The organism is Comamonas sp., assembly GCF_009360615.1.
Lineage (GTDB): Bacteria > Pseudomonadota > Gammaproteobacteria > Burkholderiales > Burkholderiaceae_C > Comamonas.
In genome coordinates, this window is the sequence record NZ_SPEY01000041.1 from 61,896 (window position 1) to 84,936 (window position 23,041).

The following is a 23,041-nucleotide window of genomic DNA, read 5'->3' on the forward strand; positions in this document are numbered from 1 at the left end:
TTCATTTTGAGCCACGTCAACAAGACGGGGCAGGCAACAAAAAGGCCGCAGGGGAGACTGCGGCCTTTTGCGCTTCACCGGCAAAGACTCAGTTGACGGCTGCGCCGGACTCGTACCAGGTCTTGATCAGATTGCGCTCGTCGTCCGACAGCGCGGCGGGGTTGCCGAAAGGCATCTTCTTCAGTTGCACCACCTGCTGGTAGATCTGCTGAGCGTGCGACTTCACGGCTTCGGGGGAGTCCAGACGGACGGCCTTTTGCTGGATGGCTGTGCCATGGCAGACCACGCAGTGCTGCTGGAAGATGGCATTGACCTTGGCGAAGCCTTCGCCACCCGCATTTGCGGATGCTGCGACTGCCGGTGCTGCAGGCTCGGAAGTCGAAGCAGGAGCGGCGGCAGCTGGTGCTGGTGCAGCAACAGGTGCAGGTGCGGCAGCAGGTGCAGGTGCAGGTGCGGCAGCAGCAGGTGCGGCGACCGGTGCAGGCTTGAGCCAGACGAAAACGGCCAGCAGCGCAGCCACACCGACCGCTGCATAAGGCCAGGGATGGTTGTTGCGACCCAGCTTGTAGCCGTGGCGCATCACGAAGAACTGGCGAATGGCAGCGCCGGCAAACATCATGCCGATCAGAACCAGCCAGTTCATCTTGTGGCTATACAGCCAGCCATAGTGGTTGGACAGCATGGCAAACAGAACGGGCAGCGTGAAATAGGTGTTGTGCACGCTGCGCTGCTTGGCACGCTGGCCATGACGAGGATCCACGGGCTCGCCCGCCTTCAGGGAAGCCACGACCTTGCGCTGGCCAGGGATGATCCAGAAGAAGACGTTGGCGCTCATGGAGGTCGCGATCATCGCGCCCATCAGCAGGAAGGCGGCCTGGCCAGGGAAGATGTGGCAGGCCAGGTAGGCGGCGATACACACCAGAACCAGAACCATGGCACCCACGGTGGCGTCGCCATTCTTCTTCTGGCCGAAGGTGCGGCAGATGAAGTCGTACAGCAGCCAGAACACCACCAGGAAGCCCAGCGCCGAAGCCACGGCAGCACCGGTGCTCATGGCGTTGGGATCGCCGGGAGTGACCAGGTAGATGTTCGCGTTCCAGAGATAGGAGACCGTCAGCAGGGCAAAACCGGACAGCCACGTGGTGTAGCTTTCCCAGTAGAACCAGTGCAGATGGTCAGGCATCTTGGGCGGCGACACATTGAACTTGACGGGGTGGTAGAAACCGCCACCGTGCACAGCCCAGAGTTCGCCGTTGACGCCCTGCTTTTTCAGGTCGTCATCCACGGGCGGCGTCAAGCTGCTGTCCAGGAACACGAAGTAGAAGGAGGAACCGACCCAGGCGATCGCGGTAATGACGTGGAGCCACCGCAACAGCAGGCCGGCCCAGTCGAGAATGTAGCTTTCCATAGCTCTCAACCTTGGCAGCGTGGGGCTGCCGAACAACCTGCTCACCACTGCGGGCGCTCTGAGCAGAAGAAAAGGCCGCGCTCCCGGAGCGTTACACACGGGGCACCGCTGCGACCATTCTGTCGACCGAAAGTGTATGCAATTTTTGCTGCTACAACGCTCGAATCCGGAATAAACCACCCTAGAGATTTCCCTAGTACGGAAGTCATCAGCAAATATCGGGCCTGATTCGCGAAGCGTGTGGGCATGTCCCGGCAGCTTCGCTGTCGCGCCCTCGGGACCGGTGAGAAGCAATGGCCGAGCGCGGTCTGAGACACCGTCTGCCGGCGTTCCCATGCACCACACCGGGGCGCCTATTGCACCATCAGCGCACAGGCAGCCCCTGTAAAAGCTGTGCCGCCACAGCGACTGCGATCACCTCGGGTTCCTTGCCGGTAATGCCCGGCACCCCGATCGGGCAGGTGATGTGAGCCAGCTCCGCGTCGCTGAACCCCCGACCGCGCAACCGGCTGCTGAAGCTGGCCCATTTGGTCTTGCTGCCGATCAACCCCACAAAAGGCAGATCTCCGCGCTCGCGCTGACGCAGCAGGCATTGGGCCACCACCTCCAGGTCCTCGGCATGGCTGAAGCTCATGATGAGCACTTGTGAATGCGCAGGCAGCTGCGCCACTGCGGCCTGGACCGGATCGGAATGCTCGCACTGCACACCGATCTGCTCCTGCACGGGAAAGACCGCATCCCGGCTGTCCACCCAGATCACCCGATACGGCAGGCTGCGCAAAATGCGCACCAGCGCATGTCCCACGTGGCCCGCACCGAACAGGGCCACGCATTGCGAAGGCTCGGGCATCAAGGCCCGCAGACGCGGGGCATCGCGGGCCTCAAACCGTTCGAAATGCAGCTCCAGTGCACCGCCACAGCATTGCCCCAGACTGGGGCCAAGGGCATAGCGCTGGACATGCTCGTGCCAGCCGGCGTGATCATCGCCCCACTGCGCCAGCAGCTGGCGCGCCAGCGCAATCGCCTGCCATTCGAGGTGGCCACCGCCAATCGTCCCCATCACCTCATCGGCAAACACAGCCATCCAGGCCCCCTTCTCGCGGGGCACGGAGCCACGGGTGGCCTGCACCTGCACCCGGCACAGCGGCTGCTGCGCCAGGCGGTTCAAGATTCCTTGCTGTGTTTCGCTCCACATGACTGAACGCCGATTGCTTTGATGCCCGATATTCATGCATTTTCCGGGCGGCAGTAGACAAACAAGCGTATGAGCACCTTAATCGGAAGCGTATCTGCGTTCGGCCTGACGAATCGTTGCAGATTTTTGACGGGGCGGCGCCGGAATTCTGTCCCCGGGGCTGCGGCAGCCATCCATTTGCGGCTACGCTTGGCGTCATGTCCGAAACCCACGAACCCACCCGTACCGCAGCAGTCCGCCGTCGCCTGACCTGGCTGCGGACCGGGATGATGGCGGCCGTTGCCGCGGTGCTGACCGCCTGCCAGATCGCCCCCCAGAGCCCATCCATCGGCACGACGCCTGCCGACAAGGCCAGTCCGAGCTATCGCAAACAGGCGGCCCAGCATCTGTATGAGCGCAACTCGGGCCGCATCTACCAAGGCATGCTGCCGCCCATGCTGTATGCGATCGGCGTGTTGCAGGTCCAGCTCGACGGCCAGGGCCGTGTGAGAAACCTGCATTGGATGCGCAAGCCCAGCCATGCACCGGAAGTGGTGGCCGAGATCGAGCGCGCAGTGCGCTCAGCAGCCCCCTTTCCAGCGCCCGGCCGCAGTGTCACCTATACCGACACCTGGCTGTGGGACAAGTCGGGACGGTTCCAGCTCGACACCTTGACCGAAGGCCAGTTGGGACAGTAGACCGGCCCTCCCTCGCACTGGAACCCGGCCCGCAACGCGCCAGGACTCGGCCTTCGTCGGCACGCTCTGCCGCCGGCATTCCGGGCGCTCGGCACGGTTGAGCCGGCATGAGCACAGCTGGCCGAAGCAGCGCAGACCCTTGTCCGGATGAGCCAATCGCCAATGAGTCCGTGACATTGCGGCGAGCCGGGTGGCGGTGGCGCGACATCGCCGGACGAGCGGCCCGCCCCCCCGAACACCCTCTGGGCAGATCGAGACACGCACAGCGCGCCCCGGCGGGCAGCAGGACATGCTCCCGATGCTGTCCGGGCGACTCCTTGCGTCCTTCCGGTCGTGCCCGCAACCGGCATGCAGGGCATGCAGGGCATGCGGGGCATGCCAGCAGTCGACGGGAACAAAAAACCGGCCGAAGCCGGTTTTTTCACGGGCGCAAACCGTGCAAGGCCTATTCGACCACCTTGGTGATCTTGGTGCCCTGCAGCGACACACCGGCCTCGAGACCCGCGTTGGTCAGCACATAGCTGGTGACGGGAGCCTGGGCTGTCGTGGTGTCCACGCTGCCGTTGGCACCGATGCGACCTGCGGCCACGGTGGCATCGGCTCCCACGGACCAGCCATCGCTATGCAGGAACTTGTCCAGCGCTTCCTGGGTGTTGAACACATAGATCACGGCCTTGGACTGGCCTCCCGCCTGCCAGCCTATGGATGCAGCCGTGGTGCTGTAGAAACCACGGTTCTGCCCGCCCACGCGCAGCACGCCGCGGCCGTGTTCGACCCCCACCACAAAGCTGCCGCCAATCACCGAGGGGAAGATCAGCACACCCTTGGCGCGTTGCACCATTTCCTTGGATCCTGGTGCGGTCTGGTACAGACGCTCCAGCGCTGCATTGGCACGCGTGTTGATCGTCGTGGCATCAGCTCGGGGCGCCGCTGTCGTTTCAGGCTTGGTCGTGGTGCAGGCCGTCATGGTCAGGGCACCGGCAGCCAGAGCAGCAGCCATCGCAACAGAACGCAGAGAAATTTGACGCATACCTATATCCTTTCATGGGATGAATGTGTAGACACATTTCAGAGGTAGAAGGTCCCGCAGTCCGACATTGGGTCGCTTTTGCACATCCCCCCGATGCAAAGCAGTCAGAAGCGGGGTTGGCACGATGCTAGTCGGCAGGCTTGCCGATAAAACTCGGCAGTTACAGCTTGCGCCTTTGGCCTACAGAAGGCAAGCGCAGTTGTGGAAAAAGACCTACAACAGAAACCGACGGCAGGACTCGGGCCGATTCAAGGTACATCGCGCGAGCGCCCTCAAATTGACGCTAGCATTGTTGATGTAACCCAAGCTCGGACGACAGGAAGTTCATGAAGTTCTGGAATTATTTTCACCACCCCAGGGCAGCGCTGGTTGTGCTGCGCGTCACGCTGGCATTGCTGATGCTGCTGCATGGCTGGGCCAAGATTCGTTATGGCATCGGCAGCATCGAGGCCAAGATCGAGAGCCTGGGGGCCCCAGGCTTTCTCGCCTATGCGGTCTACCTGGGCGAAGTGGTCGCCCCCTTGCTGCTGCTGGTGGGTCTGTGGGTGGTACCGGCCGCGCTGGTGATTGCGATCAACATGGTGGTGGCATTTGCGCTGATGCACACCCGGCAGATTCTGATGCTCAACAATACCGGCGGCTGGGCGCTGGAACTGCAGGCCTTTTATTTCGTGAGCGCTCTGGTCGTGGCCATGGCCTATTCCAAGGGAAAATAGTGCCAATGAAAACAGGAGCGGCTTGCGCCTGTCATCTCCTGGTTCCGATGCCGCATAAGGGCGAGACCATGAAATGATGTGCGCAAGCCGCTCTTGCTTTTGCCATGTCTCCCCTCGGAGACGCACGTCCCGCTCAGGAGCCGCGATAGGTGGAGTAGCTCCAGGGACTGACCAGCAGAGGCACATGGTAGTGCTGCTCCACATTGGCCACGCCGAAGTCCAGGCTGACCTTGTTCAGGAAGCTGGGTTCGGGCAGTTGCACGCCGCGGGCCTTGAAGTAGGCCGCAACGTCAAAGGTCAGGCGATAAGTGCCGACCTTGAGCGTGTTGTTGTCGAACAGCGGCGCATCGGTACGGCCATCGTGATTGAGCACCAGGCTCTTGATCAGCGTGGCCTTGTCGCCTTCGGTGGAAAACAGCTCGACGGCCATGCCTGCGGCGGGGCAGCCATTCATGGTGTCGAGAACGTGGGTGCTCAGGCCCATGGAAATCTCCTCACGGACAGTTTGCCACTGCCCTTGGTTGTATCAAACACACGACTTGCGCGAAACGGGTTCAGGCAGGACCGCTGCCTCAGAAGTCAGGCCGTTGCTGCATTCTGGTTTGCGCAAGTCCTGAAACATTTATGCCATCACAAAGCTGGCGCCCGAGCGCCTTGCTGTGATCGCCAAAGTGTATACAGTTTCTGTACTCCATCAAAGGCTTTTCTGCCTTGACTTTCTGGCACATAGCCGAGCCGGCCCGATTGGCACCCTTCACAGCCTCTATACACTGGGCCGACTCATCAAGCGAACAGGAGACAACGCATGCGATTGCGCACCACCGCCCTGGCAGCCAGCCTGCTCATCGCTCTGACCGGCCTGAGCGCCTGCAGCAGCACCGCAGCACCGGAGGCCGCCCGCAAGGACGGCACGGCCCAGGCCAGCGGCAACGATGCCAAGGCCCAGGCCGCAGCGCCAGCCGTCACCCAGACTGCCGCCGCCCAGGCTGCCGCTGCCGCCTACGACTTCGATCTGGATGTCTTTCACCCCGTCATCGCCAAGAACGGCATGGTGGCCTCGGAGCAGGAGCTGGCCACGCAGATCGGCGTAGATATTCTCAAGGCCGGCGGCAATGCCGTCGATGCCGCCGTGGCCGTGGGTTTTGCGCTGGCTGTGGCCCTGCCCAATGCCGGCAATATCGGCGGCGGCGGCTTCATGATGGTGCACGATGCAAAGAGCGGCAAGGACATTGCGCTGGACTTCCGCGAAGTGGCCCCCAGGGGCGCGTCACGCACCATGTACCTGGATGCCGATGGCAAGGTGATCGACGGCAAGTCGCTCCACACGCACTACGCCGTGGGCGTGCCGGGCACCGTGGCAGGCATGACGCACGCGCTATCGCGCTGGGGCAGCATGCCGCTGGCCAGGGTCATGGCGCCGGCGATTGCACTGGCAGACAGGGGCTATCCCGTCAGCGTCACCCTGGCCAAGACCCTGGAGCAGGAGAAAAAGCACATGGGCCGCTGGCCGGCCACCCAGGCCGTTTTCTGGAAGAACGGCGCACCGCTGCAAACCGGCGAGCGGCTGGTGCAAAAGGATCTGGCGCAGTCCCTGCGTCTGATCAGCCAGCAGGGCGCCAAGGCCTTCTATCAGGGAGCGATCGCGCAGAGGATCGCTGCTGAAATGGCGCCGCATGCCAATGCCATCACCCTGCAGGACCTGCGCGACTACCAGGTGGTGGAGCGCGAACCCATACGCGGCAGCTATCGGGGCTACCAGATCGTGACCATGCCCCCGCCCTCCTCGGGCGGCGCGCATCTGATTCAGATTCTGAACATGATGGAGCGCTGGCCCATGAATCAATGGGGCGCCAACAGCGCGCAGAGCGTGCACTACATGACCGAGGCCATGAAGCTCGCCTACGCCGACCGCTCGGAATACCTGGGCGACCCTGGCTTCGTGAAGATTCCGCTCAAGGGACTGATCTCCAAGAGCTATGCCGGCGAGCTGGCTGCGGGCATCAAGCCCCGGCAAGCCAGACCCGGCAAGGACATCCGGCCCGGCCGGCCCCAGGCCTATGAAAGCGACCAGACCACCCACTATTCGGTGGTGGACAAGGCCGGCAATGCCGTGGCCGTGACCTATACGCTGAACACCAATTTCGGCAGCGGCATCGTCGCCCCGGGCACGGGCATTCTGCTCAACAACGAGATGGACGATTTCTCGGCCAAGCCTGGCGTGGCCAATGCCTATGGCCTGGTGGGCGGCGACGCGAATGCCGTGCAGGCCGGCAAGCGGCCGCTGTCATCGATGACGCCGACCCTGGTGCTCAAGGACGGCAAGCCGGTTCTCGTCACCGGCAGTCCGGGCGGAGCGCGCATCATCACCACGGTGCTGCAGCAGGTCGTCAATCACATCGACTTCGGCATGAACCCGGCCGAGGCGGCGTCCACGCCGCGCTTTCATCACCAGTGGACGCCTGACGAGCTGCGCGTTGAAAAAGGCTTCAGCCCCGATACGCTGGCCCTGCTCAGGCAGTGGGGCCACACGGTGGCACTGAAGGCATCCATGGGCCGCTCGCAGACCATCGAGATCCGCGACGGCCTGCTGCGCGGGGCCTCGGACCCACGCAATCCTGACGGAAAAACCATGGGGTTCTGACGCTGAACAAAAAAGCCGCGCTCCCCCGAGCGCGGCTTTCACTTGAGGCGGCTGCTGGCCGTACGCGTGGCCAGCGGCCGCCCTCCCCACCTCTCTTTATTCAGCCTTCTGACCGATTTCGAAGTTGGCCTGGATTTCCAGGGCACGCACCATGCCCGAGTGATCCCAGGCTGCACCTCCGTGGGCCACGCAGCTGTTGAACAGTTCCTGTGCCTGCGCCGTGTTGGGCAGAGACACACCCAGCTGACGCGCGCTGGACAGGGCCAGGTTCAGATCCTTCTGGTGCAAGGCGATGCGGAAGCCGGGATCGAAGGTGCGCTTGATCATGCGTTCGGCATGCACTTCCAGGATCTTGGAAGAGGCAAAGCCGCCCAGCAGGGCTTCACGCACGCGGGCTGGATCGGCACCGGCGCGCGATGCGAACAGCAGGGCTTCGGCCACGGCTTCGATGTTCAGCGCCACGATGATCTGGTTGGCCACCTTGGCCGTCTGGCCGTCGCCATTGCCGCCCACCAGGGTGATGTTCTTGCCCATCTTGTCGAACAGGGGCTTGACGCGCTCGAAAGCCGCATCGGGGCCGCCGACCATGATGGACAGGGTGCCGTTCTTGGCACCGACTTCACCGCCGGAGACGGGAGCGTCCAGGTACTGGGCGCCGGCGGCTTCGATGCGCTTGGCGAAGTCCTTGGTGGCCACGGGCGAGATGGAGGACATGTCGACCACGATCTTGCCGGCGCTGCCCTTCAGACCGGCTGCCACGCCGTCTTCACCGAACAGCACCTTCTCCACGTCGGGAGTGTCGGGCACCATGATGAAAATGATGTCGGCACGCTCGGCCACGCCGCGAGCGGTGGTGCACTGGGTGGCGCTGGTTTCGGCGATGTTGGCAGGCACCTTGCCCACGGTGTTGACGAACAGCTGGTGGCCGGCCGCAATCAGGTGGCCGCACATGGGCGCGCCCATGATGCCCAGACCGATAAAGCCCAGCTTGAGAGACGATGCGTTCATGGTTGTACTCCTCAGTTTTCTTGATACTCAAATTCGGGGGCTGGTGGCGCTTTGCGAGCAGGCGCCACAGGCCTTGTCATCCATTCAGGCAGCCACGGCGACCTTGCTCCAGCCGCCGATCTTCTGCAGCCAGCCCAGGCCGGACTCGGTGCCGTTGGCGGGCTTGTATTCGCAGCCGATCCAGCCGTCGTAGCCGATGCGATCCAGGTGTGCGAACAGGAAGGGGTAGTTGATCTCGCCGGTGCCGGGTTCGTTGCGACCGGGGTTGTCGGCCAGCTGGATGTGACCGATGCGGCCCAGCTGCTTTTGCATGGTGGCAGCCAGCTCGCCTTCCACGCGCTGGGCGTGGTAGATGTCGTACTGCACAAAGGCGTTGGGCGCACCCACTTCGTCCAGGATGGACAGGGCATCCTCGGTGCGGTTCAGGTAGAAGCCGGGGATGTCGAAGGGGTTGATGGGCTCGATGAGCAGGCGGATGTTGGCAGCGCTCAGGGCGGCGGCAGCAAAGCGCAGGTTTTCCACGAAAGTGCGGCGCACCACGGCAGCGTCGACACCGGCAGGAACCTTGCCGGCCAGGCAGTTGAGCTGGGGCACACCCAGGGCGTGGGCATAGGTCACGGCCTTGGCCACGCCGGCGCGGAATTCGTCCACGCGCTGGGGGTCGCAGGCAATGCCGCGCTCGCCCGCATCCCAGTCGCCAGCGGGCAGGTTGTGCAGAACAATCTTCAGTCCGGTGGCGTCCAGGCGCTCCTTGATCTCTTCCACGGTATGCGCGTAGGGGAAGAGAAACTCCACGGCTTCAAAGCCTGCGTTGGCGGCACGCTCAAAACGCTCGAGGAAAGGCACCTCGGTGAACAGCATGCTCAGGTTGGCTGCAAAACGGGGCATGGTAAAAGTCTCCGGTAATCGTTAAGGGTTGGACGCCCGGCAAGGGCCACCCCGCCGCGAAGGCGGCGCCCCCTCCCGCAGGGAAAGGGGGAAGCGGCGGTGCCGCTCAGGGGTGCGGCGGACTCAGTCCAGCAGGGCCAGTGCGCTGGGCGCGTCGGCCTTCTCGGTCGCCAGGTCTTCGAACTCGACCACGTTGTCGATTTCCGCGCCCATGGAGATGTTGGTCACACGCTCCAGGATGCACTCGATCACCACAGGGGTCTTGTGCTCGGCCATCCAGGCTTCGGCCTGTTGCATGGCGGGGGCAAAGTCTTCGGCGCGGTGTACGCGGATGGCCTTGCAACCCAGACCTTCGACGACCTTAACATGGTCAACGCCGTAGCCGCGGGTCGCATCACCCTCATTCATGTTGATATTGTCGAACGCCAATTGCACGCAATAGTCGATCGAGAAAGCGCGCTGTGCCTGACGGATCAGACCCAGGTAGCTGTTGTTCACCAGCACATGGACATAGGGCAGCTTGAACTGCGCGCCCACGGCCAGCTCTTCGATCATGAACTGGAAGTCGTAGTCGCCCGACAGCGCCACGATCTTGCGCTGGGGGTCTGCCACGCGCACACCCAGAGCGGCGGGAGTGGTCCAGCCCAGGGGACCGGCCTGGCCGCAGTTGATCCAGTTGCGCGGCTTGTACACGTGCAGGAACTGGGCACCGGCGATCTGCGACAGACCGATGGTGGACACATAGGTCGTGTCGCGGTCCAGGGTGCGGTTCATGCACTGGTAGACGCGCTGGGGCTTCATCGGCACATTGTCGAAGTTGGTCTTGCGCAGGTACTCGACGCTGTTCTTGCGGCCCTGGCACTCGGCCACCCAGGCCTTGCGGCACTTGAGCTTGCCGGCAGCCTTCCACTCCTTGGCAACGGCGACGAACTGCTCCAGAGCCGCCTTGGCGTCGGAGACGATGCCGTAGTCCGGCGCGAACACACGGCCGATCTGTGTGGGCTCGATGTCCACGTGAATGAACTTGCGGCCCTTGGTATAGACCTCGACCGAGCCCGTGTGGCGATTGGCCCAGCGGTTGCCGATGCCGAACACGAAGTCCGAAGCCAGCATGTTGGCGTTGCCGTAGCGGTGGCTGGTCTGCAGACCGCACATGCCGACCATCAGAGGGTGATCGTCGGGGATGGTGCCCCAGCCCATCAGGGTGGGGATCACGGGCACGTTCAGGATCTCGGCCAGCTCGACCATCAGATCGGAGGCATCGGCGTTGATCACACCGCCGCCGGAAACCAGCAAGGGACGCTCGGATTCGTTGAGCATCTCGATCGCCTTCTCCGCCTGCTTGCGCGAAGCGGCTGGCTTGTAGGCCGGCAGGGGCTCGTAGGTGTCGATGTCGAACTCGATCTCGGCCAGCTGCACGTCGATGGGCAGATCGATCAGCACGGGGCCGGGACGACCGGAGCGCATCAGGTGGAAAGCCTGCTGGAAGGCACGTGGCACCTGGGCGGGTTCCAGCACGGTGGTGGCCCACTTGGTCACGGGCTTGGCGATGGAGGCAATGTCCACGGCCTGGAAGTCCTCCTTGTGCAGACGCGAGCGAGGTGCCTGGCCGGTGATGCACAGGATGGGGATGGAGTCTGCGCTGGCCGAGTACAGGCCGGTGATCATGTCGGTGCCGGCGGGACCGCTGGTGCCAATGCACACGCCGATATTGCCGGCCACCGCACGGGTATAGCCTTCGGCCATGTGGCTGGCGCCTTCGACGTGGCGGGCCAGGATGTGGCCGATGCCCCCGTGGTCCTTCAGCGCTGCGTACAGCGGATTGATGGCGGCACCGGGAACGCCGAATGCAACGCTAACACCTTCTTTTTCGAGCACGCGGACTGCGGCTTCGATTGCTTTCATTTTGGCCATGAGGTCTCCTTCAAACTGAAATGAACTTTAGACAAGACCCCTGCTTGCCGGAAGCCGGTTGCAGACCATAAAATTTATTCCACCCAAGAATAAATAGGAGATGAACCCATGGACAGACTCGATGCGATGCACATGTTCGTGCGCGTGGTGGAGACCGGCAGTTTCACCAAGGTCGCCCAGGAATTCGCCACCACCCAGCCCACGGTCACCAAGCAGGTTGCGGCCATGGAGGCTCGCCTGAAGGTGCGCCTGCTCAACCGCAACACGCGCGGCGTGAGCCTGACCGAGGCCGGCGCGCTGTACTACGAGAAATGCAAGATCATCGTCAGCGACGTGGCGGAGGCGGAGAATGTCGTCAAGGTGCGCCAGACCCAGGTGCAGGGTCAGCTGCGCATCGGCAGCTCGGTAGCCTTCGGGCGCCGCGTGCTCATTCCGCTGGCCATGGATTTCATGAAGCACAACCCCCAGGTGCAGGTCGACCTGAGCTTCGAGGACCGCTACACCGATCTGGTGGCCAACGGCATCGACGTGGCGCTGCGCCTGGGCAAGCTGGCCGACTCCTCGCTGGGGGCACGCATGCTGGGCGTCAATCCCTGGGTGCTGGTGGCGTCCAACACCTATCTGCGCAAGCACGGCACGCCGCGCCGTCCCTCGGATCTCAAGGAGCATTCCACGCTGATCTACAGCAGCGTGCAGGGCAACGATATCTGGCGTCTGCGCAATGCCAGCGGCGAGCCGGTGTCGATTCCCGTCACCGGGCGGCTGCGCTCCAACAATCTCTCGGCCCTGCTGGCGGCGGCCCGCTCGCACATGGGCATTGCAGCGCTACCGCGTTATGTGGCCCAGGATTCGCTCAAGGACGGGCGCGTGGTGGAGGTACTCAGGACCTGCCGCCTGCCCGAACAGGAAATCCACGCGGTCTACCCCTCGCCGCGCCTGGTGCCGCAGAAGGTGCAGTCCTTCATCGCTTTCCTACAGGGGAAATTCGACGATGCCTGGTGGGAAGATCTGCCGCGCGGCGGCTGATTCCTTATTGATTCTGCAAAAGAATCAATCCGTGCGAAGCGCTATCAAAAGCAAAGCAGCTATCGTCTCGAAGTCGGCAGCTGCAGCATCCGGACGGCTGGGATTCCTTGAGAACGAAGCGATAGCTGCTATCCATACCGCGAATCAGAGCACCAGGATCGCGCGGAAGTCGTTGACGTTGGTATGCGTGGGGCCGGTGATCACCAGATCTCCCAGTGCCGAAAAATAGCCGTAGGCATCGTTGCGATCCAGGTGATCGCTGATACGCAGGTTCAGCTCTGCCGCGCGCTTGAGCGTGCAGGGCGAGACGCGGGCTCCCGCGTTGTCCTCGACACCGTCAATGCCGTCGGTGTCCGCAGCCAGCGCCCAGACATTGCCCTGCCCCTGCAGGGCCTGGGCCAGACCCAGGCAGAACTCGCCGGCACGGCCGCCGCGCCCCTTGGCAGCCCCGGGCTGACGCGGGCGGATGGTGACCGTGGTTTCCCCCCCGGAGAGAATCACGCAGGGCTTGGCAAAGGGCTGATCGCGCCTGGCCACGGCACGCGCCAGTGCTGCATGCACCTTCCCCACCTCGCGCGACTCGCCCTCCATCTCGTCGGACAGCACATGCACGGCGATGCCGGCCTCGCGAGCAGCGGCCGCCGCTGCTTCCAGCGACTGCTGGGGCGTGGCGATCAGATGCACCTCATGTCCCTCGAAACGGGCATCGCCGGGCTTGGGCGTCTCCAGTTCGCCGGCTTGCAGCGCCGCGCGCACGGACTCCGGGATGCCGATCTGGTAGCGGTCCAGGATGGCCAGCGCGTCGGCACAGGTCGAGGCGTCCGGCACCGTGGGTCCGCTGGCGATCACCGAAGGATCGTCGCCAGGCACGTCGCTGATGGTCAGCGTCACCACCTTGGCGGGGTGGCAGGCGGCCGCCAGACGACCGCCCTTGACACGCGACAGGTGCTTGCGCACGCAGTTCATCTCGCCAATCGCCGCTCCGCTCTCCAGCAGCGCCTTGTTGATGCGCTGCTTCTCGGCCAGGTCGATGCCTTCGGCGGGCAGGGTCAGCAGCGAGGAGCCGCCGCCGGAGATCAGGCAGATCACCAGATCGTCGGCGGTCAGGCCCTCGGTCAGCGCCAGGATGCGTTCGGCCGCAGCCAGACCGGCCTCGTCCGGCACGGGGTGGGCCGCTTCCACCACCTCCAGGCGCCGGGCCAGCCCTTCGGGGCGTGGGGGAATGTGCGCGTAGCGCGTCACCACCAGGCCCGACAGCGGGGCATCCTGCGGCCACAGAGCCTCCAGCGCCTGCGCCATGGAGCCGCCGGCCTTGCCGGCACCCAGCACCAGGGTACGGCCCTTGGGCGGCTTGGGCAGATGACGCGCCAGTCCCTCGATGGGCAGGGCATTGCGCACCGCCACGTCATACAGATGACGCAGAAAGCCAGCCGGGTCTTGCTGGGGAACAGGCGTTGCCGCGGCCTGCGCGCGCGAGGATGTATTCTGTGCTTGCATAGCTGCGCATTGTGCATTCGGGCTTTTCTCCCTTACAGAGGGCCCCCAGTCACAACACTGCTGATCTTTGCAATACCAATGTTGCAAGCCCTTGCTCCCATTGGGTTTGCGCGCTTGCGCACAGCTTTCTGCGCCTGAACATCGATACAAACACCATGTTTGGTGAACAGAAACTGTATACAAAACTTGTCTTCAACCGCTATGATGGATTTATGGAAACTTCCACCACCAGTTTCATTGTCGAAAGCCTGACCAAGGCCATCGTCGAGCATCGCCTGATGCCCGGCACCAAGCTGGCCGAGCAAAAGTTGGCCGACCACTTTGGAGTTTCCCGCACCCTGGTGCGCCAGGCCCTGTTCCAGCTTTCGCAGAACCGTCTCATCCGGCTCGAGCCCGCCCGCGGCGCCTTTGTGGCCACGCCTTCGGTGGACGAGGCGCGCCAGGTGTTTGCCGTGCGCCGCATGCTCGAGGCCGAGATGGTCCGCAGCTTTGTCAAGCAAAGCAGCGCCGCCAAGATTCGCGCCCTCAAGCAGCATGTGGCTGCCGAGAAGAAGGCCATGGAAGCCAATGACGTGGGCCAGCGCACCGAGCTGCTGGGCGACTTCCACGTGCGCATGGCCGAGCTCATGGGCAACGAGGTGCTGGCACAGCTGCTGGGCGAGCTGATTTCCCGCTGCGCATTGATCACCCTGATGTACCAGTCTGCATCGGCGGCCGAGCATTCGCACGAAGAACATGCCGACATCGTGACCGCGCTGGCTGCGGGCGATGCCGAACATGCGGTGCAGCTGATGCAGCAGCACCTGGACCACGTGGAAGCAGGCCTGACCTTCGACCGCGACTTGCCAACGAACGATCTGTCGATGGCACTTTCATCCGTATCCCTATGACTTACGATTCCACCGCCTCCTATCCGCGCGACCTGATTGGCTACGGTCGCAACACTCCCCATCCCGAATGGCCCGGCAAAGCTCGCGTGGCCGTTCAGTTCGTACTGAACTACGAAGAAGGCGGTGAGAACCATATCCTGCATGGCGACCCGGGCAGCGAGCAGTTTCTGTCGGAAATGTTCAATCCTGCCAGCTACCCGGCCCGTCACATGAGCATGGACGGCATCTATGAATACGGCTCGCGCGCAGGCGTGTGGCGCATTCTCAAGGAGTTCGAGAAGCGGGGTCTGCCGCTGACCGTGTTCGGCGTGGCCACGGCCCTGCAAAAGCATCGCGAGCTGGCCCAGGCTTTTGACGAGCTCGGTCACGAAGTGGCCTGCCATGGCCTGAAGTGGATTCACTACCAGAACGTGCCCGAAGAGGTCGAGCGCGCCCACATGCAGCAATGCGTGGACATCTTTGACGAGCTGTACGGCGCGGGCGGCGACCACGGCCTGGGCTGGTACACCGGCCGCGACAGCCCCAACAGCCACCGCCTGGTGGCAGATGCCGGCCGCTTCACCTACGACAGCGATTACTACGGCGACGACCTGCCCTTCTGGATGAAGGTCGCCAAGAGCGACGGCACGACGCACAACCAGCTCATCGTTCCCTACACCCTCGACGTGAACGACATGCGCTTCGCCCTGCCTCAGGGGTACTCGCATGCCGATCCGTTCTTCCAGTACATGAAGGACACCTTCGATGTCCTGTACGCCGAGGGCAATGCCAGCGGCGACAACGCCCCCAAGATGATGAGCATCGGCATGCACTGCCGACTGCTTGGCCGTCCCGGCCGCATTACAGCGCTGCAGCGCTTCCTCGACCACATCCAGAAGCACGACAACGTGTGGGTGTGCCGCCGTATTGATTTGGCTCGCCACTGGGCCGAGCGTTTCCCCTGCAAGGATTGATTGCGACATGGCTTTGACCCTGGAACAACTGAATGCCGCCGATGCGGCAACCGCCACCGACCTGCTCGATGGCCTGTACGAGCACTCGCCCTGGATTGCCGCCAAGGCGCTGGAGCAGCGTCCCTTCAAGTCCATGGCCCACATCAAACACGCCATGGCCAAAGTGCTGGCCGAGTCGAGCGAGCAGGCCCAGCTCGATCTGATCCGCGCTCACCCGGAGCTGGCCGGCAAGCAGATGGAGACCAACACGCTCACGGCCGAATCGACGAACGAGCAGAAGAAGGCCGGCCTGACCAACTGCACGCCCGAAGAGCTGGAGCACATCCGCAAGCTCAACGCCGAGTACGGCAAGCGCTTCGGCTTCCCCTTCATCCTGGCCGTGCGCGGCGCGCGCGGTCTGGGTCTGAGCAAGGCCGAGATCATTGCGACCTTCGAGCGCCGCATGTTCAACCATCCGGCCTACGAACAGGCCGAGGCACTGCGCAACATCCACCGCATCGCCGAGATCCGCCTGAACGACAAGTTCGGCTACGAACCCGTCGAAGGCAACGAAGTCTGGGACTGGCAGGAGCGCCTGTCCACCAACAGCGACCCCGGCTACGCCGAAAAGGGCCAGCTGACGGTGACTTATCTGACCGACGCCCACCGCGCCTGCGCACAGCGCATCAGCCACTGGATGCGTGAGATCGGCTTCGACGAAGTCGAAATCGACGCCGTCGGCAACGTGGTCGGCCGCTACAAGGCCGCCACCGAAGGCGCCAAGACTCTGCTGACCGGCAGCCACTACGACACGGTGCGCAACGGCGGCAAGTACGACGGACGCCTGGGCATATTCGTGCCCATGGCCTGCGTCAAGCAGCTAGCCCAGCAAGGCAAGCGTCTGCCCTTCAACATCGAAGTGGTGGGCTTCTCGGAAGAGGAAGGTCAGCGCTACAAGGCCACTTTCCTCGGTTCGGGCGCCCTGGTGGGCGACTTCAAGCAGGAATGGCTGGAGCAGAAGGACGCCGACGGCATCACCTTGCGCGAAGCCATGCTGCACGCCGGCCTGTGCATCGACGATATTCCCAAGCTCAGGCGTGATCCCGCCAAGTACCTGGGCTTTGTGGAAGTGCATATCGAACAGGGCCCCGTGCTCAACGAGCTGGACATCCCCCTGGGCATCGTCACCTCCATCAACGGCAGCGCCCGCTATGTCTGCGAATTCATCGGCATGGCCAGCCACGCCGGCACCACACCCATGAACCGCCGCCGCGACGCCGCAGCCGGCGTGGCCGAACTGTCGCTGTACATCGAAAAGCGCGCCGGCCAGGACGGCGACAGCGTGGCGACCATCGGCCAGCTGAACGTGCCCTCGGGTTCGGTCAATGTGGTGCCCGGCCGCTGCCAGTTCTCGCTGGATCTGCGCGCCCCCACCAACGAGCAGCGCGATGCCATGATCAACGACATCATGGCCGAGATGGCGGCAATCGCCGAACGCCGCGGCCTGCGCTACACCACCGATCTGTCCATGAAGGCATCGGCTGCGCCCAGCGCTCCCGAATGGCAGAAACGCTGGGAAAACGCGGTCGAGGCACTGGGCGTCCCCCTGTTCCGCATGCCCAGCGGTGCCGGTCACGACGCCATGAAGCTGCACGAAATCATGCCCCAGGCCATGTTGTTCGTACGCGGCATGAACGCAGGCATCAGCCACAACCCGCTGGAAGCCTCCACCTCCGACGACATGCAACTGTCCGTGGATGCCTTCACCCACCTCCTCCATCAACTGGCTCAAGAACAGCAATGACCAATATGAATCAAGACAAGCAAGCCACCTACGCCGCCATCGATGCATGGATTGACGAGCACTTCGACGAAGAAGTGAAGTTCCTCCAGGCCATGGTGCAAGTGCCCACCGACACGCCTCCCGGCAACAACGCCCCCCACGCCGAACGGACTGCCGAGCTGATCAAGGGCTTTGGCTTCGACGCTGAAAAGCACGTCGTGCCCGAAGCCGACGTCAAGGCCTACGGCATGGAGTCCATCACCAACCTGATCGTGCGCCGCCCCTACGGGGACGGTGGCCGTACCATCGCCCTGAATGCCCATGGTGACGTGGTGCCCCCGGGCGAAGGCTGGACCAAGGACCCCTATGGTGCCGAGATCGAGGACGGCAAGCTCTATGGCCGTGCCGCGGCCGTCAGCAAGAGCGACTTCGCCTCCTTCACCTTCGCCGTACGCGCTCTGGAAGCCGTGGCCAAGCCCAGCAAGGGCGCCGTGGAACTGCACTACACCTACGACGAGGAATTCGGCGGCATCATGGGCCCCGGCTGGTTGCTGGAAAAAGGCCTGACCAAACCCGACCTGATGATCGCTGCCGGCTTCAGCTACGAAGTCGTCACCGCTCACAACGGCTGCCTGCAGATGGAAATCACCGTACAGGGCAAGATGGCACATGCCGCCGTGCCCCACACCGGCGTCGACGCACTGCAAGCTGCCGTGGTGCTGATGAATGCGCTGTACGCCGAGAACGTGAAGTACAAGCAGGTCACCTCCAAGGTGCCGGGCATCAAGCACCCCTACCTGAACATCGGCCGTATCGACGGCGGCACCAACACCAATGTGGTGCCCGGCAAGGTCATGCTCAAGATCGACCGCCGCATGATTCCCGAAGAGAATCCCGTGGAAGTCGAAGCCAGCATCCGCGCCGTGATCGCCAAGGCCATCGCCGACTTCAATGCCCAGGGCGGCTATAGCGGCGAAGACGCCGTGCGCGTGGACATCAAGCGTCTGCTGCTGGCCAATGCCATGACCCCCCTGGACGGCAACAAGCCCCTGGTCGACGCCATCCAGAGCCACGGCGAAGCCGTCTTCGGCGAGAAGCCTCCGGCCGTGGGCACGCCTCTGTACACCGACGTGCGCCTGTATGTCGAGCGCGGCATCCCCGGCGTGATCTACGGTGCCGGCCCCCGCACCGTGCTGGAATCGCACGCCAAGCGCTCCGACGAGCGCCTGGTGCTGGAAGACCTGCGCCGCGCCACCAAGGTGGTGGCCCGTTCGCTGGTGGACCTGACCGCCTGAACCTGAAGTACCTTGTGAACGCCTAGCCTTTGCCTGCATGGGTAGAGGTTTTTCAGAGAGCCTGGACGGTGTCCAGGCTCTTTTTTCATGCCCCTGCATTCCCCTTCGGAAAGTCGGCGGGCAGATGCTCGGCATGACTCAGGTCCACATGGCTGGCCAGAAAATCCAGCACTGCCCGCGTCCTCACCGGCAGCTGACCGGGCTTGCCCACATAAACGGCATGGATGGGCTGCAGATCTCCGGGATTGAAATCCTCAAGCACCACCTCCAGCCTGCCCGCATGCAAATCGTCCCAGGCGTGATAGAGCGACAGCCGCGCCAGGCCCGCCCCGGCCATGGCCAGATTGGCCATGGCTTCGCCATCGTTGACGCGCAGCACCTCCCCCATGCCCACCGTCACCGCCTGGCCCGCCACCACAAACGGCCAGTGCGGTATGGCCCGCGGATAGTTCCAGCCGATGCGCACATGGCCTGCCAGCTCATCCGGATGCGTCGGCCTGCCGAAGCGCTGCAGATACTCCGGCGAGGCCACGATCACCTGGCGCGTGTGCCCCAGCCTGCGTGCCACCATGTCCGACGACGGCAGCTCTCCCCAGCGCAAGGCGATATCGGCGCGAGCCGCGATCAGGTCCACGACGTGATCGGTAAAGCTGAGGTCCAGCTGCAGGCCTGGCCAGGTCTGCATGAGCGGACCGACCAGCGGCACCAGCAGGCGATTGCCGGTGGACGAGCTGGCATTGATGCGCACCACTCCGGCAGGCTGGCCCTGCTGGGTGACCGAGGATTCCAGCGCCAGCCAGTCCGCCAGCAGTTGCCGGCCCTGCTCCAGCAACTGCTCTCCCTCGGCCGTCAGCTCCAGCCGCCGGGTGCTGCGACGCAGCAGCTGCACGCCCAGCCGGGTTTCGAGCCGGGCCACGATCTTGCTGACGGCGGACGGCGAGACCTCGCGCAGACGCGCCGCTGCCGAGAAGCTGCCCTGCTGGGCCACCAGCACAAAGGTCTGCAGCTCCACAAAGCGGTCAGAGCCCTGCTCCCGAGCGTCCGGCATAGCAATCGATTTCTTCATGAATGACATCATAAAGATGCCATTTGTTCCCCACAGGAACAAATGCATGTCCACACCAAGGGCTAGCGCAGCATCTGCCACCGGTTCACAGTTCAGCCCTTCGCGGAATTTTCAAAAGGACGGTTCGTCATGCCTGCAGCATTGCTTGCTCTGGCCGCCGGTGCCTTCGGCATCGGCACCACGGAATTCATCATCATGGGCCTGCTGACCCAGGTCAGCCAGGACCTTCATATCTCCATCCCCACGGCGGGCACGCTGATCTCGGGCTATGCCGTGGGCGTCGCCGTGGGCGCTCCCGTTCTCACGCTGGCCTCGCGCCGCTGGCCACGCAAGCTGCTGCTGCTGGGCCTGATGGTGCTGTTCATCGCCGGCAATGCCGCCGCCGCCCTGGCGCCCAGCTATGGCTGGCTGCTGGCGGCACGCGTGCTGACCTCGCTGACCCACGGCACCTTCTTCGGCGTGGGCGCGGTCGTCGCCACCCAGCTGGTGCCCCCCGAAAAGAAGGCCTCGGCCATTGCGCTGATGTTTTCCGGCCTGACCCTTGCCACCTTGCTGGGCGTTCCCTTCGGGACCTGGATCGGCCAGCACTGGGGCTGGCGCATGGCATTTGCCAGCGTCAGCGCGATCGGCGTGATCGCATTGCTGATCCTGCTGCGACATGTGCCGCGCGAGCTGCGCATGCCCAGCCCGCAGGGCCTGGCACAGGAACTGGCCGTGCTGCGCAATCGCGCCATGTGGCGCGGCCTGCTGCTGACTGTGATCGGCTTTGCCGGCGTCTTCACCCTCTACACCTATATCGAGCCCCTTCTGACCCGGATCACGGGAATGGACAACCGCATGATCGCCGTCACCCTGCTGCTGTTCGGTGCGGGCCTGGCCGTTGGCAACCATGTGGGCGGCAAGCTGGCCGACCGCTTTGGCGTGCAACGCGCACTGTGGGTGTCCCTGGCGGCCCTGATGCTGGTGCTGATCGCGGGCCGCTGGATGTTTGCCAGTACGCCCCTGGCCATTGGCTTTGTGCTGATGCTGGGCATTGCCGCCTTTGCCACCGTGGCGCCGCTGCAGATGGGCGTGCTGCAATCTGCGGGCGAAGCAGGCATGAATCTGGCATCCAGCCTCAATATCGCAGCCTTCAACCTGGGCAATGCCCTGGGTGCCTGGCTGGGCGGGGTGGTGATCGCGCAGGGCCTGAGCCTGACTTCCCTGGCCTGGGCTGCCGCCCTGCCTGCGGCTGCAGCACTGCTCATGACCAGCCTGACACCGCACCAAGCCCGCTCGGGTCACCGCTCGGCCATGGCGGCAGGCATGCACTGAATACCGTCCCAGCCCCTGGCTCTCTGGCGCACCAAGCGGCAGTCTGCTGAAGCGGCAGAGCAAGCGATTCCCACACCAAGGCGACCTGCAGGTCGCCATTTTTTTGCGCGCGCACCCTATCGGCATGGTTTTTGCACTGTTTTGGACGCCATCGCAACGCCAGGGCTCCTGACCGGTCTTGGTGCACGCTTTTGCACAGCGCTGCACCAATTTTGGGCTGGACGCCGTTTTTCGCACCTTCTTCATCGCTAATGCAGGGCACACACCACCGCACGCAAATGCAGTTTCTTTCACTAGATGTTGCAAGACCCGAAACCTGGGCACGCATAACCGGCTCCGAAGGCCTGCCGATTGCATATGGCGCAAATTCTGCTATGAAAAACAAAGCAACTCTCGCTTGATGCCAAAAGGTTTCAGTATGTTTAATTCTGAAAATCCGAAAAACAAAGGGCTGAAAGCTACATATTTCATAGCAATCAGTAATTACCTTAGATGGTTATGCGCGAAAAACATAACCATCGACTTTCCATCCAGACACTGAATTTTGAGCAGGGTTTACCGCTAGATGTCGCGCGTTATGAGCTGTATACACTTTTTGTATGGATTGCATGCCATTCACGAATCGCATGCCAACCTGAAGCCAATATAGAGTGAGGAGACATGTTTTTATGACATCCAAAGTGCATCCCGTGGATGAGGTCCTGCCGTTCGGCAAGCTCACCGCATTAGGTCTGCAGCACGTTCTGGTCATGTATGCCGGAGCTGTCGCCGTGCCGCTGATCGTGGGCCGTGCCCTGAACCTGCCGCCCGAGCAGGTCGCGCACCTGATCTCTGCCGACCTGTTCGTGTGCGGCCTGGTCACCCTGATCCAGGCCATGGGTGCGACCCAGTGGTTCGGCATCAAGCTGCCCGTGATGATGGGTGTGACCTTTGCCAGCGTGGCGCCCATGGTGTCCATGGCACAGAGCACCGGCGGCAATGCGGGCGCAGGCCTGATCTTCGGCTCGGTGATCGGCGCGGGGGTGATCTCCATCCTCATTGCGCCGCTCATCAGCCGCATGCTGCGCTTCTTCCCCCCGGTCGTGACCGGCACCATCATCGCCGTCATCGGCATCAGCCTGATGCGCGTGGGCATCAACTGGATCTTCGGCAATCCCGTCGGCCCCACCGCCCCGTCCGTGCCCAACCCCGAGCACCTGAAGTGGCTGGCCGAAGCCCAGGCCATGGCCGGCGCTCCCGGCTCCTCGCTGCCCGCCATCCCCAAGGGTTTCTCGGTGCTGCCCACCATGCCCAACCCCAAGTACGCCGACCTGCAAGGCGCTGCGGTTTCGGGCATCGTGCTGCTGTCCATCCTGCTGATCGCACGCTTTGCCAAGGGCTTCCTGGCCAATATCTCGGTGCTGATGGGCATCCTGATCGGCGGTGTGATCTCCGTGGCCATGGGACTGATGAACTTCGACAAGGTTGCCAAGGCCGAGTGGTTCACCCTGGTGCTGCCCTTCCAGATCGCCATGCCGGTGTTCGACCCCATCCTGATCCTCACCATGAGTCTGGTGATGGTGGTGGTGATGATCGAATCCACCGGCATGTTCCTGGCCCTGGGCGACATGGCCAAGCGCGACATCACCCAGGACGAGCTGACCCGCGGTCTGCGCACCGACGGCCTGGGCACGCTGATCGGCGGCATCTTCAACACCTTCCCCTACACCAGCTTCTCGCAGAACGTGGGTCTGGTGGCCGTGACCGGCGTGCTCAGCCGCT

19 protein-coding genes are annotated in these 23,041 nt (G+C 63.4%); 10 read left to right on the forward strand and 9 right to left on the reverse strand.

The window, feature by feature from the left end; translation table 11 throughout:
• Positions 1-88 precede the first annotated feature (88 nt).
• On the reverse strand, positions 89-1,408 hold the full coding sequence (locus E2583_RS12535; RefSeq protein WP_291596186.1) for a urate hydroxylase PuuD: 1,320 nt from the start codon (positions 1,406-1,408) through the stop codon (positions 89-91).
• A 364-nt stretch (positions 1,409-1,772) separates the two neighbouring features.
• The gene (xdhC, locus tag E2583_RS12540) at positions 1,773-2,603 is read right to left on the reverse strand and encodes a xanthine dehydrogenase accessory protein XdhC (protein WP_291596189.1); all 831 of its coding nucleotides are present in this window, start codon (positions 2,601-2,603) and stop codon (positions 1,773-1,775) included.
• Between the two features lie 266 nt (positions 2,604-2,869).
• Here xdhC and E2583_RS12545 point away from each other — a divergent pair, with 266 nt between their 5' ends.
• The gene (locus tag E2583_RS12545) at positions 2,870-3,280 is read left to right on the forward strand and encodes a hypothetical protein (protein ID WP_291596220.1); all 411 of its coding nucleotides are present in this window, start codon (positions 2,870-2,872) and stop codon (positions 3,278-3,280) included.
• 445 nt (positions 3,281-3,725) lie between these two features.
• Here the strand turns inward: E2583_RS12545 and E2583_RS12550 are convergent, their stop codons facing one another.
• Positions 3,726-4,310 carry a YSC84-related protein gene (locus tag E2583_RS12550; protein WP_291596191.1) on the reverse strand — a complete coding sequence of 195 codons (585 nt, stop codon included), beginning with the start codon at positions 4,308-4,310 and terminating at the stop codon, positions 3,726-3,728.
• A 326-nt stretch (positions 4,311-4,636) separates the two neighbouring features.
• Here E2583_RS12550 and E2583_RS12555 point away from each other — a divergent pair, with 326 nt between their 5' ends.
• On the forward strand, positions 4,637-5,026 hold the full coding sequence (locus tag E2583_RS12555) for a DoxX family protein (protein ID WP_291596192.1): 390 nt from the start codon (positions 4,637-4,639) through the stop codon (positions 5,024-5,026).
• A gap of 133 nt (positions 5,027-5,159) precedes the next feature.
• Here E2583_RS12555 and uraH read toward each other — a convergent pair whose 3' ends face one another.
• Positions 5,160-5,510 carry a hydroxyisourate hydrolase gene (gene uraH, locus E2583_RS12560; RefSeq protein WP_003070903.1) on the reverse strand — a complete coding sequence of 117 codons (351 nt, stop codon included), beginning with the start codon at positions 5,508-5,510 and terminating at the stop codon, positions 5,160-5,162.
• A gap of 321 nt (positions 5,511-5,831) precedes the next feature.
• Here uraH and ggt point away from each other — a divergent pair, with 321 nt between their 5' ends.
• A complete protein-coding gene (gene ggt / locus E2583_RS12565; RefSeq protein ID WP_291596197.1) occupies positions 5,832-7,667 on the forward strand; it encodes a gamma-glutamyltransferase in 1,836 nt (611 codons plus the stop codon).
• A 96-nt stretch (positions 7,668-7,763) separates the two neighbouring features.
• Here the strand turns inward: ggt and glxR are convergent, their stop codons facing one another.
• The 3 genes from glxR to gcl form a co-directional block, all read right to left on the reverse strand.
• On the reverse strand, positions 7,764-8,675 hold the full coding sequence (glxR, locus tag E2583_RS12570; protein ID WP_003052441.1) for a 2-hydroxy-3-oxopropionate reductase: 912 nt from the start codon (positions 8,673-8,675) through the stop codon (positions 7,764-7,766).
• Between the two features lie 84 nt (positions 8,676-8,759).
• Positions 8,760-9,563: a hydroxypyruvate isomerase gene (gene hyi / locus E2583_RS12575; RefSeq protein WP_291596199.1), complete on the reverse strand. Its 804-nt coding sequence runs from the start codon at positions 9,561-9,563 to the stop codon at positions 8,760-8,762.
• A gap of 123 nt (positions 9,564-9,686) precedes the next feature.
• Complete coding sequence (gene gcl, locus E2583_RS12580; RefSeq protein WP_291596201.1) at positions 9,687-11,477, reverse strand: glyoxylate carboligase; 1,791 nt, start codon at positions 11,475-11,477, stop codon at positions 9,687-9,689.
• Between the two features lie 108 nt (positions 11,478-11,585).
• Between gcl and E2583_RS12585 the strand changes: the two genes are divergently transcribed.
• Entirely contained in the window at positions 11,586-12,503 is a 918-nt protein-coding gene (locus tag E2583_RS12585; RefSeq protein ID WP_291596203.1) for a LysR family transcriptional regulator, read from the forward strand.
• A gap of 144 nt (positions 12,504-12,647) precedes the next feature.
• Here the strand turns inward: E2583_RS12585 and E2583_RS12590 are convergent, their stop codons facing one another.
• Entirely contained in the window at positions 12,648-14,000 is a 1,353-nt protein-coding gene (locus E2583_RS12590) for a glycerate kinase (protein ID WP_291596204.1), read from the reverse strand.
• A 212-nt stretch (positions 14,001-14,212) separates the two neighbouring features.
• Here E2583_RS12590 and E2583_RS12595 point away from each other — a divergent pair, with 212 nt between their 5' ends.
• The 4 genes from E2583_RS12595 to E2583_RS12610 are packed head-to-tail and all read left to right on the forward strand — an operon-like array spanning position 14,213 to position 18,900.
• Positions 14,213-14,890, forward strand: coding sequence for a GntR family transcriptional regulator (locus E2583_RS12595; protein WP_291596206.1), 678 nt, complete (start codon positions 14,213-14,215; stop codon positions 14,888-14,890).
• Positions 14,887-15,843, forward strand: coding sequence for an allantoinase PuuE (gene puuE / locus E2583_RS12600; protein WP_291596208.1), 957 nt, complete (start codon positions 14,887-14,889; stop codon positions 15,841-15,843). Before E2583_RS12595 ends, puuE begins: the two co-directional genes overlap by 4 nt.
• A 7-nt stretch (positions 15,844-15,850) precedes the next feature.
• The gene (gene uraD, locus E2583_RS12605; protein ID WP_291596211.1) at positions 15,851-17,626 is read left to right on the forward strand and encodes a 2-oxo-4-hydroxy-4-carboxy-5-ureidoimidazoline decarboxylase; all 1,776 of its coding nucleotides are present in this window, start codon (positions 15,851-15,853) and stop codon (positions 17,624-17,626) included.
• Positions 17,623-18,900, forward strand: a complete 1,278-nt coding sequence (locus tag E2583_RS12610) for a M20/M25/M40 family metallo-hydrolase (protein ID WP_291596213.1) — start codon at positions 17,623-17,625, stop codon at positions 18,898-18,900. Before uraD ends, E2583_RS12610 begins: the two co-directional genes overlap by 4 nt.
• A gap of 85 nt (positions 18,901-18,985) precedes the next feature.
• Here the strand turns inward: E2583_RS12610 and E2583_RS12615 are convergent, their stop codons facing one another.
• Positions 18,986-19,966, reverse strand: coding sequence for a LysR family transcriptional regulator (locus tag E2583_RS12615; RefSeq protein WP_291596215.1), 981 nt, complete (start codon positions 19,964-19,966; stop codon positions 18,986-18,988).
• Between the two features lie 129 nt (positions 19,967-20,095).
• Here E2583_RS12615 and E2583_RS12620 point away from each other — a divergent pair, with 129 nt between their 5' ends.
• Together E2583_RS12620 and E2583_RS12625 are read left to right on the forward strand one after the other, a co-directional pair.
• The gene (locus E2583_RS12620) at positions 20,096-21,280 is read left to right on the forward strand and encodes an MFS transporter (RefSeq protein WP_291596217.1); all 1,185 of its coding nucleotides are present in this window, start codon (positions 20,096-20,098) and stop codon (positions 21,278-21,280) included.
• 668 nt (positions 21,281-21,948) lie between these two features.
• Positions 21,949-23,041: solute carrier family 23 protein (locus E2583_RS12625; RefSeq protein ID WP_291596219.1), on the forward strand; the 1,093-nt coding region annotated here is incomplete at its 3' end.

Excerpts from the sequence above, each read along its gene's own strand:
- E2583_RS12535 (WP_291596186.1), bottom strand. The coding sequence starts at position 1,408 with ATGGAAAGCTACATTCTCGACTGGGCCGGCCTGCTGTTGCGGTGGCTC.
- xdhC (WP_291596189.1), bottom strand. The coding sequence starts at position 2,603 with ATGTGGAGCGAAACACAGCAAGGAATCTTGAACCGCCTGGCGCAGCAG.
- E2583_RS12545 (WP_291596220.1), top strand. The coding sequence starts at position 2,870 with ATGATGGCGGCCGTTGCCGCGGTGCTGACCGCCTGCCAGATCGCCCCC.
- E2583_RS12550 (WP_291596191.1), bottom strand. The coding sequence starts at position 4,310 with ATGCGTCAAATTTCTCTGCGTTCTGTTGCGATGGCTGCTGCTCTGGCT.
- E2583_RS12555 (WP_291596192.1), top strand. The coding sequence starts at position 4,637 with ATGAAGTTCTGGAATTATTTTCACCACCCCAGGGCAGCGCTGGTTGTG.
- uraH (WP_003070903.1), bottom strand. The coding sequence starts at position 5,510 with ATGGGCCTGAGCACCCACGTTCTCGACACCATGAATGGCTGCCCCGCC.
- ggt (WP_291596197.1), top strand. The coding sequence starts at position 5,832 with ATGCGATTGCGCACCACCGCCCTGGCAGCCAGCCTGCTCATCGCTCTG.
- glxR (WP_003052441.1), bottom strand. The coding sequence starts at position 8,675 with ATGAACGCATCGTCTCTCAAGCTGGGCTTTATCGGTCTGGGCATCATG.
- hyi (WP_291596199.1), bottom strand. The coding sequence starts at position 9,563 with ATGCCCCGTTTTGCAGCCAACCTGAGCATGCTGTTCACCGAGGTGCCT.
- gcl (WP_291596201.1), bottom strand. The coding sequence starts at position 11,477 with ATGGCCAAAATGAAAGCAATCGAAGCCGCAGTCCGCGTGCTCGAAAAA.
- E2583_RS12585 (WP_291596203.1), top strand. The coding sequence starts at position 11,586 with ATGGACAGACTCGATGCGATGCACATGTTCGTGCGCGTGGTGGAGACC.
- E2583_RS12590 (WP_291596204.1), bottom strand. The coding sequence starts at position 14,000 with ATGCAAGCACAGAATACATCCTCGCGCGCGCAGGCCGCGGCAACGCCT.
- E2583_RS12595 (WP_291596206.1), top strand. The coding sequence starts at position 14,213 with ATGGAAACTTCCACCACCAGTTTCATTGTCGAAAGCCTGACCAAGGCC.
- puuE (WP_291596208.1), top strand. The coding sequence starts at position 14,887 with ATGACTTACGATTCCACCGCCTCCTATCCGCGCGACCTGATTGGCTAC.
- uraD (WP_291596211.1), top strand. The coding sequence starts at position 15,851 with ATGGCTTTGACCCTGGAACAACTGAATGCCGCCGATGCGGCAACCGCC.
- E2583_RS12610 (WP_291596213.1), top strand. The coding sequence starts at position 17,623 with ATGACCAATATGAATCAAGACAAGCAAGCCACCTACGCCGCCATCGAT.
- E2583_RS12615 (WP_291596215.1), bottom strand. The coding sequence starts at position 19,966 with ATGAAGAAATCGATTGCTATGCCGGACGCTCGGGAGCAGGGCTCTGAC.
- E2583_RS12620 (WP_291596217.1), top strand. The coding sequence starts at position 20,096 with ATGCCTGCAGCATTGCTTGCTCTGGCCGCCGGTGCCTTCGGCATCGGC.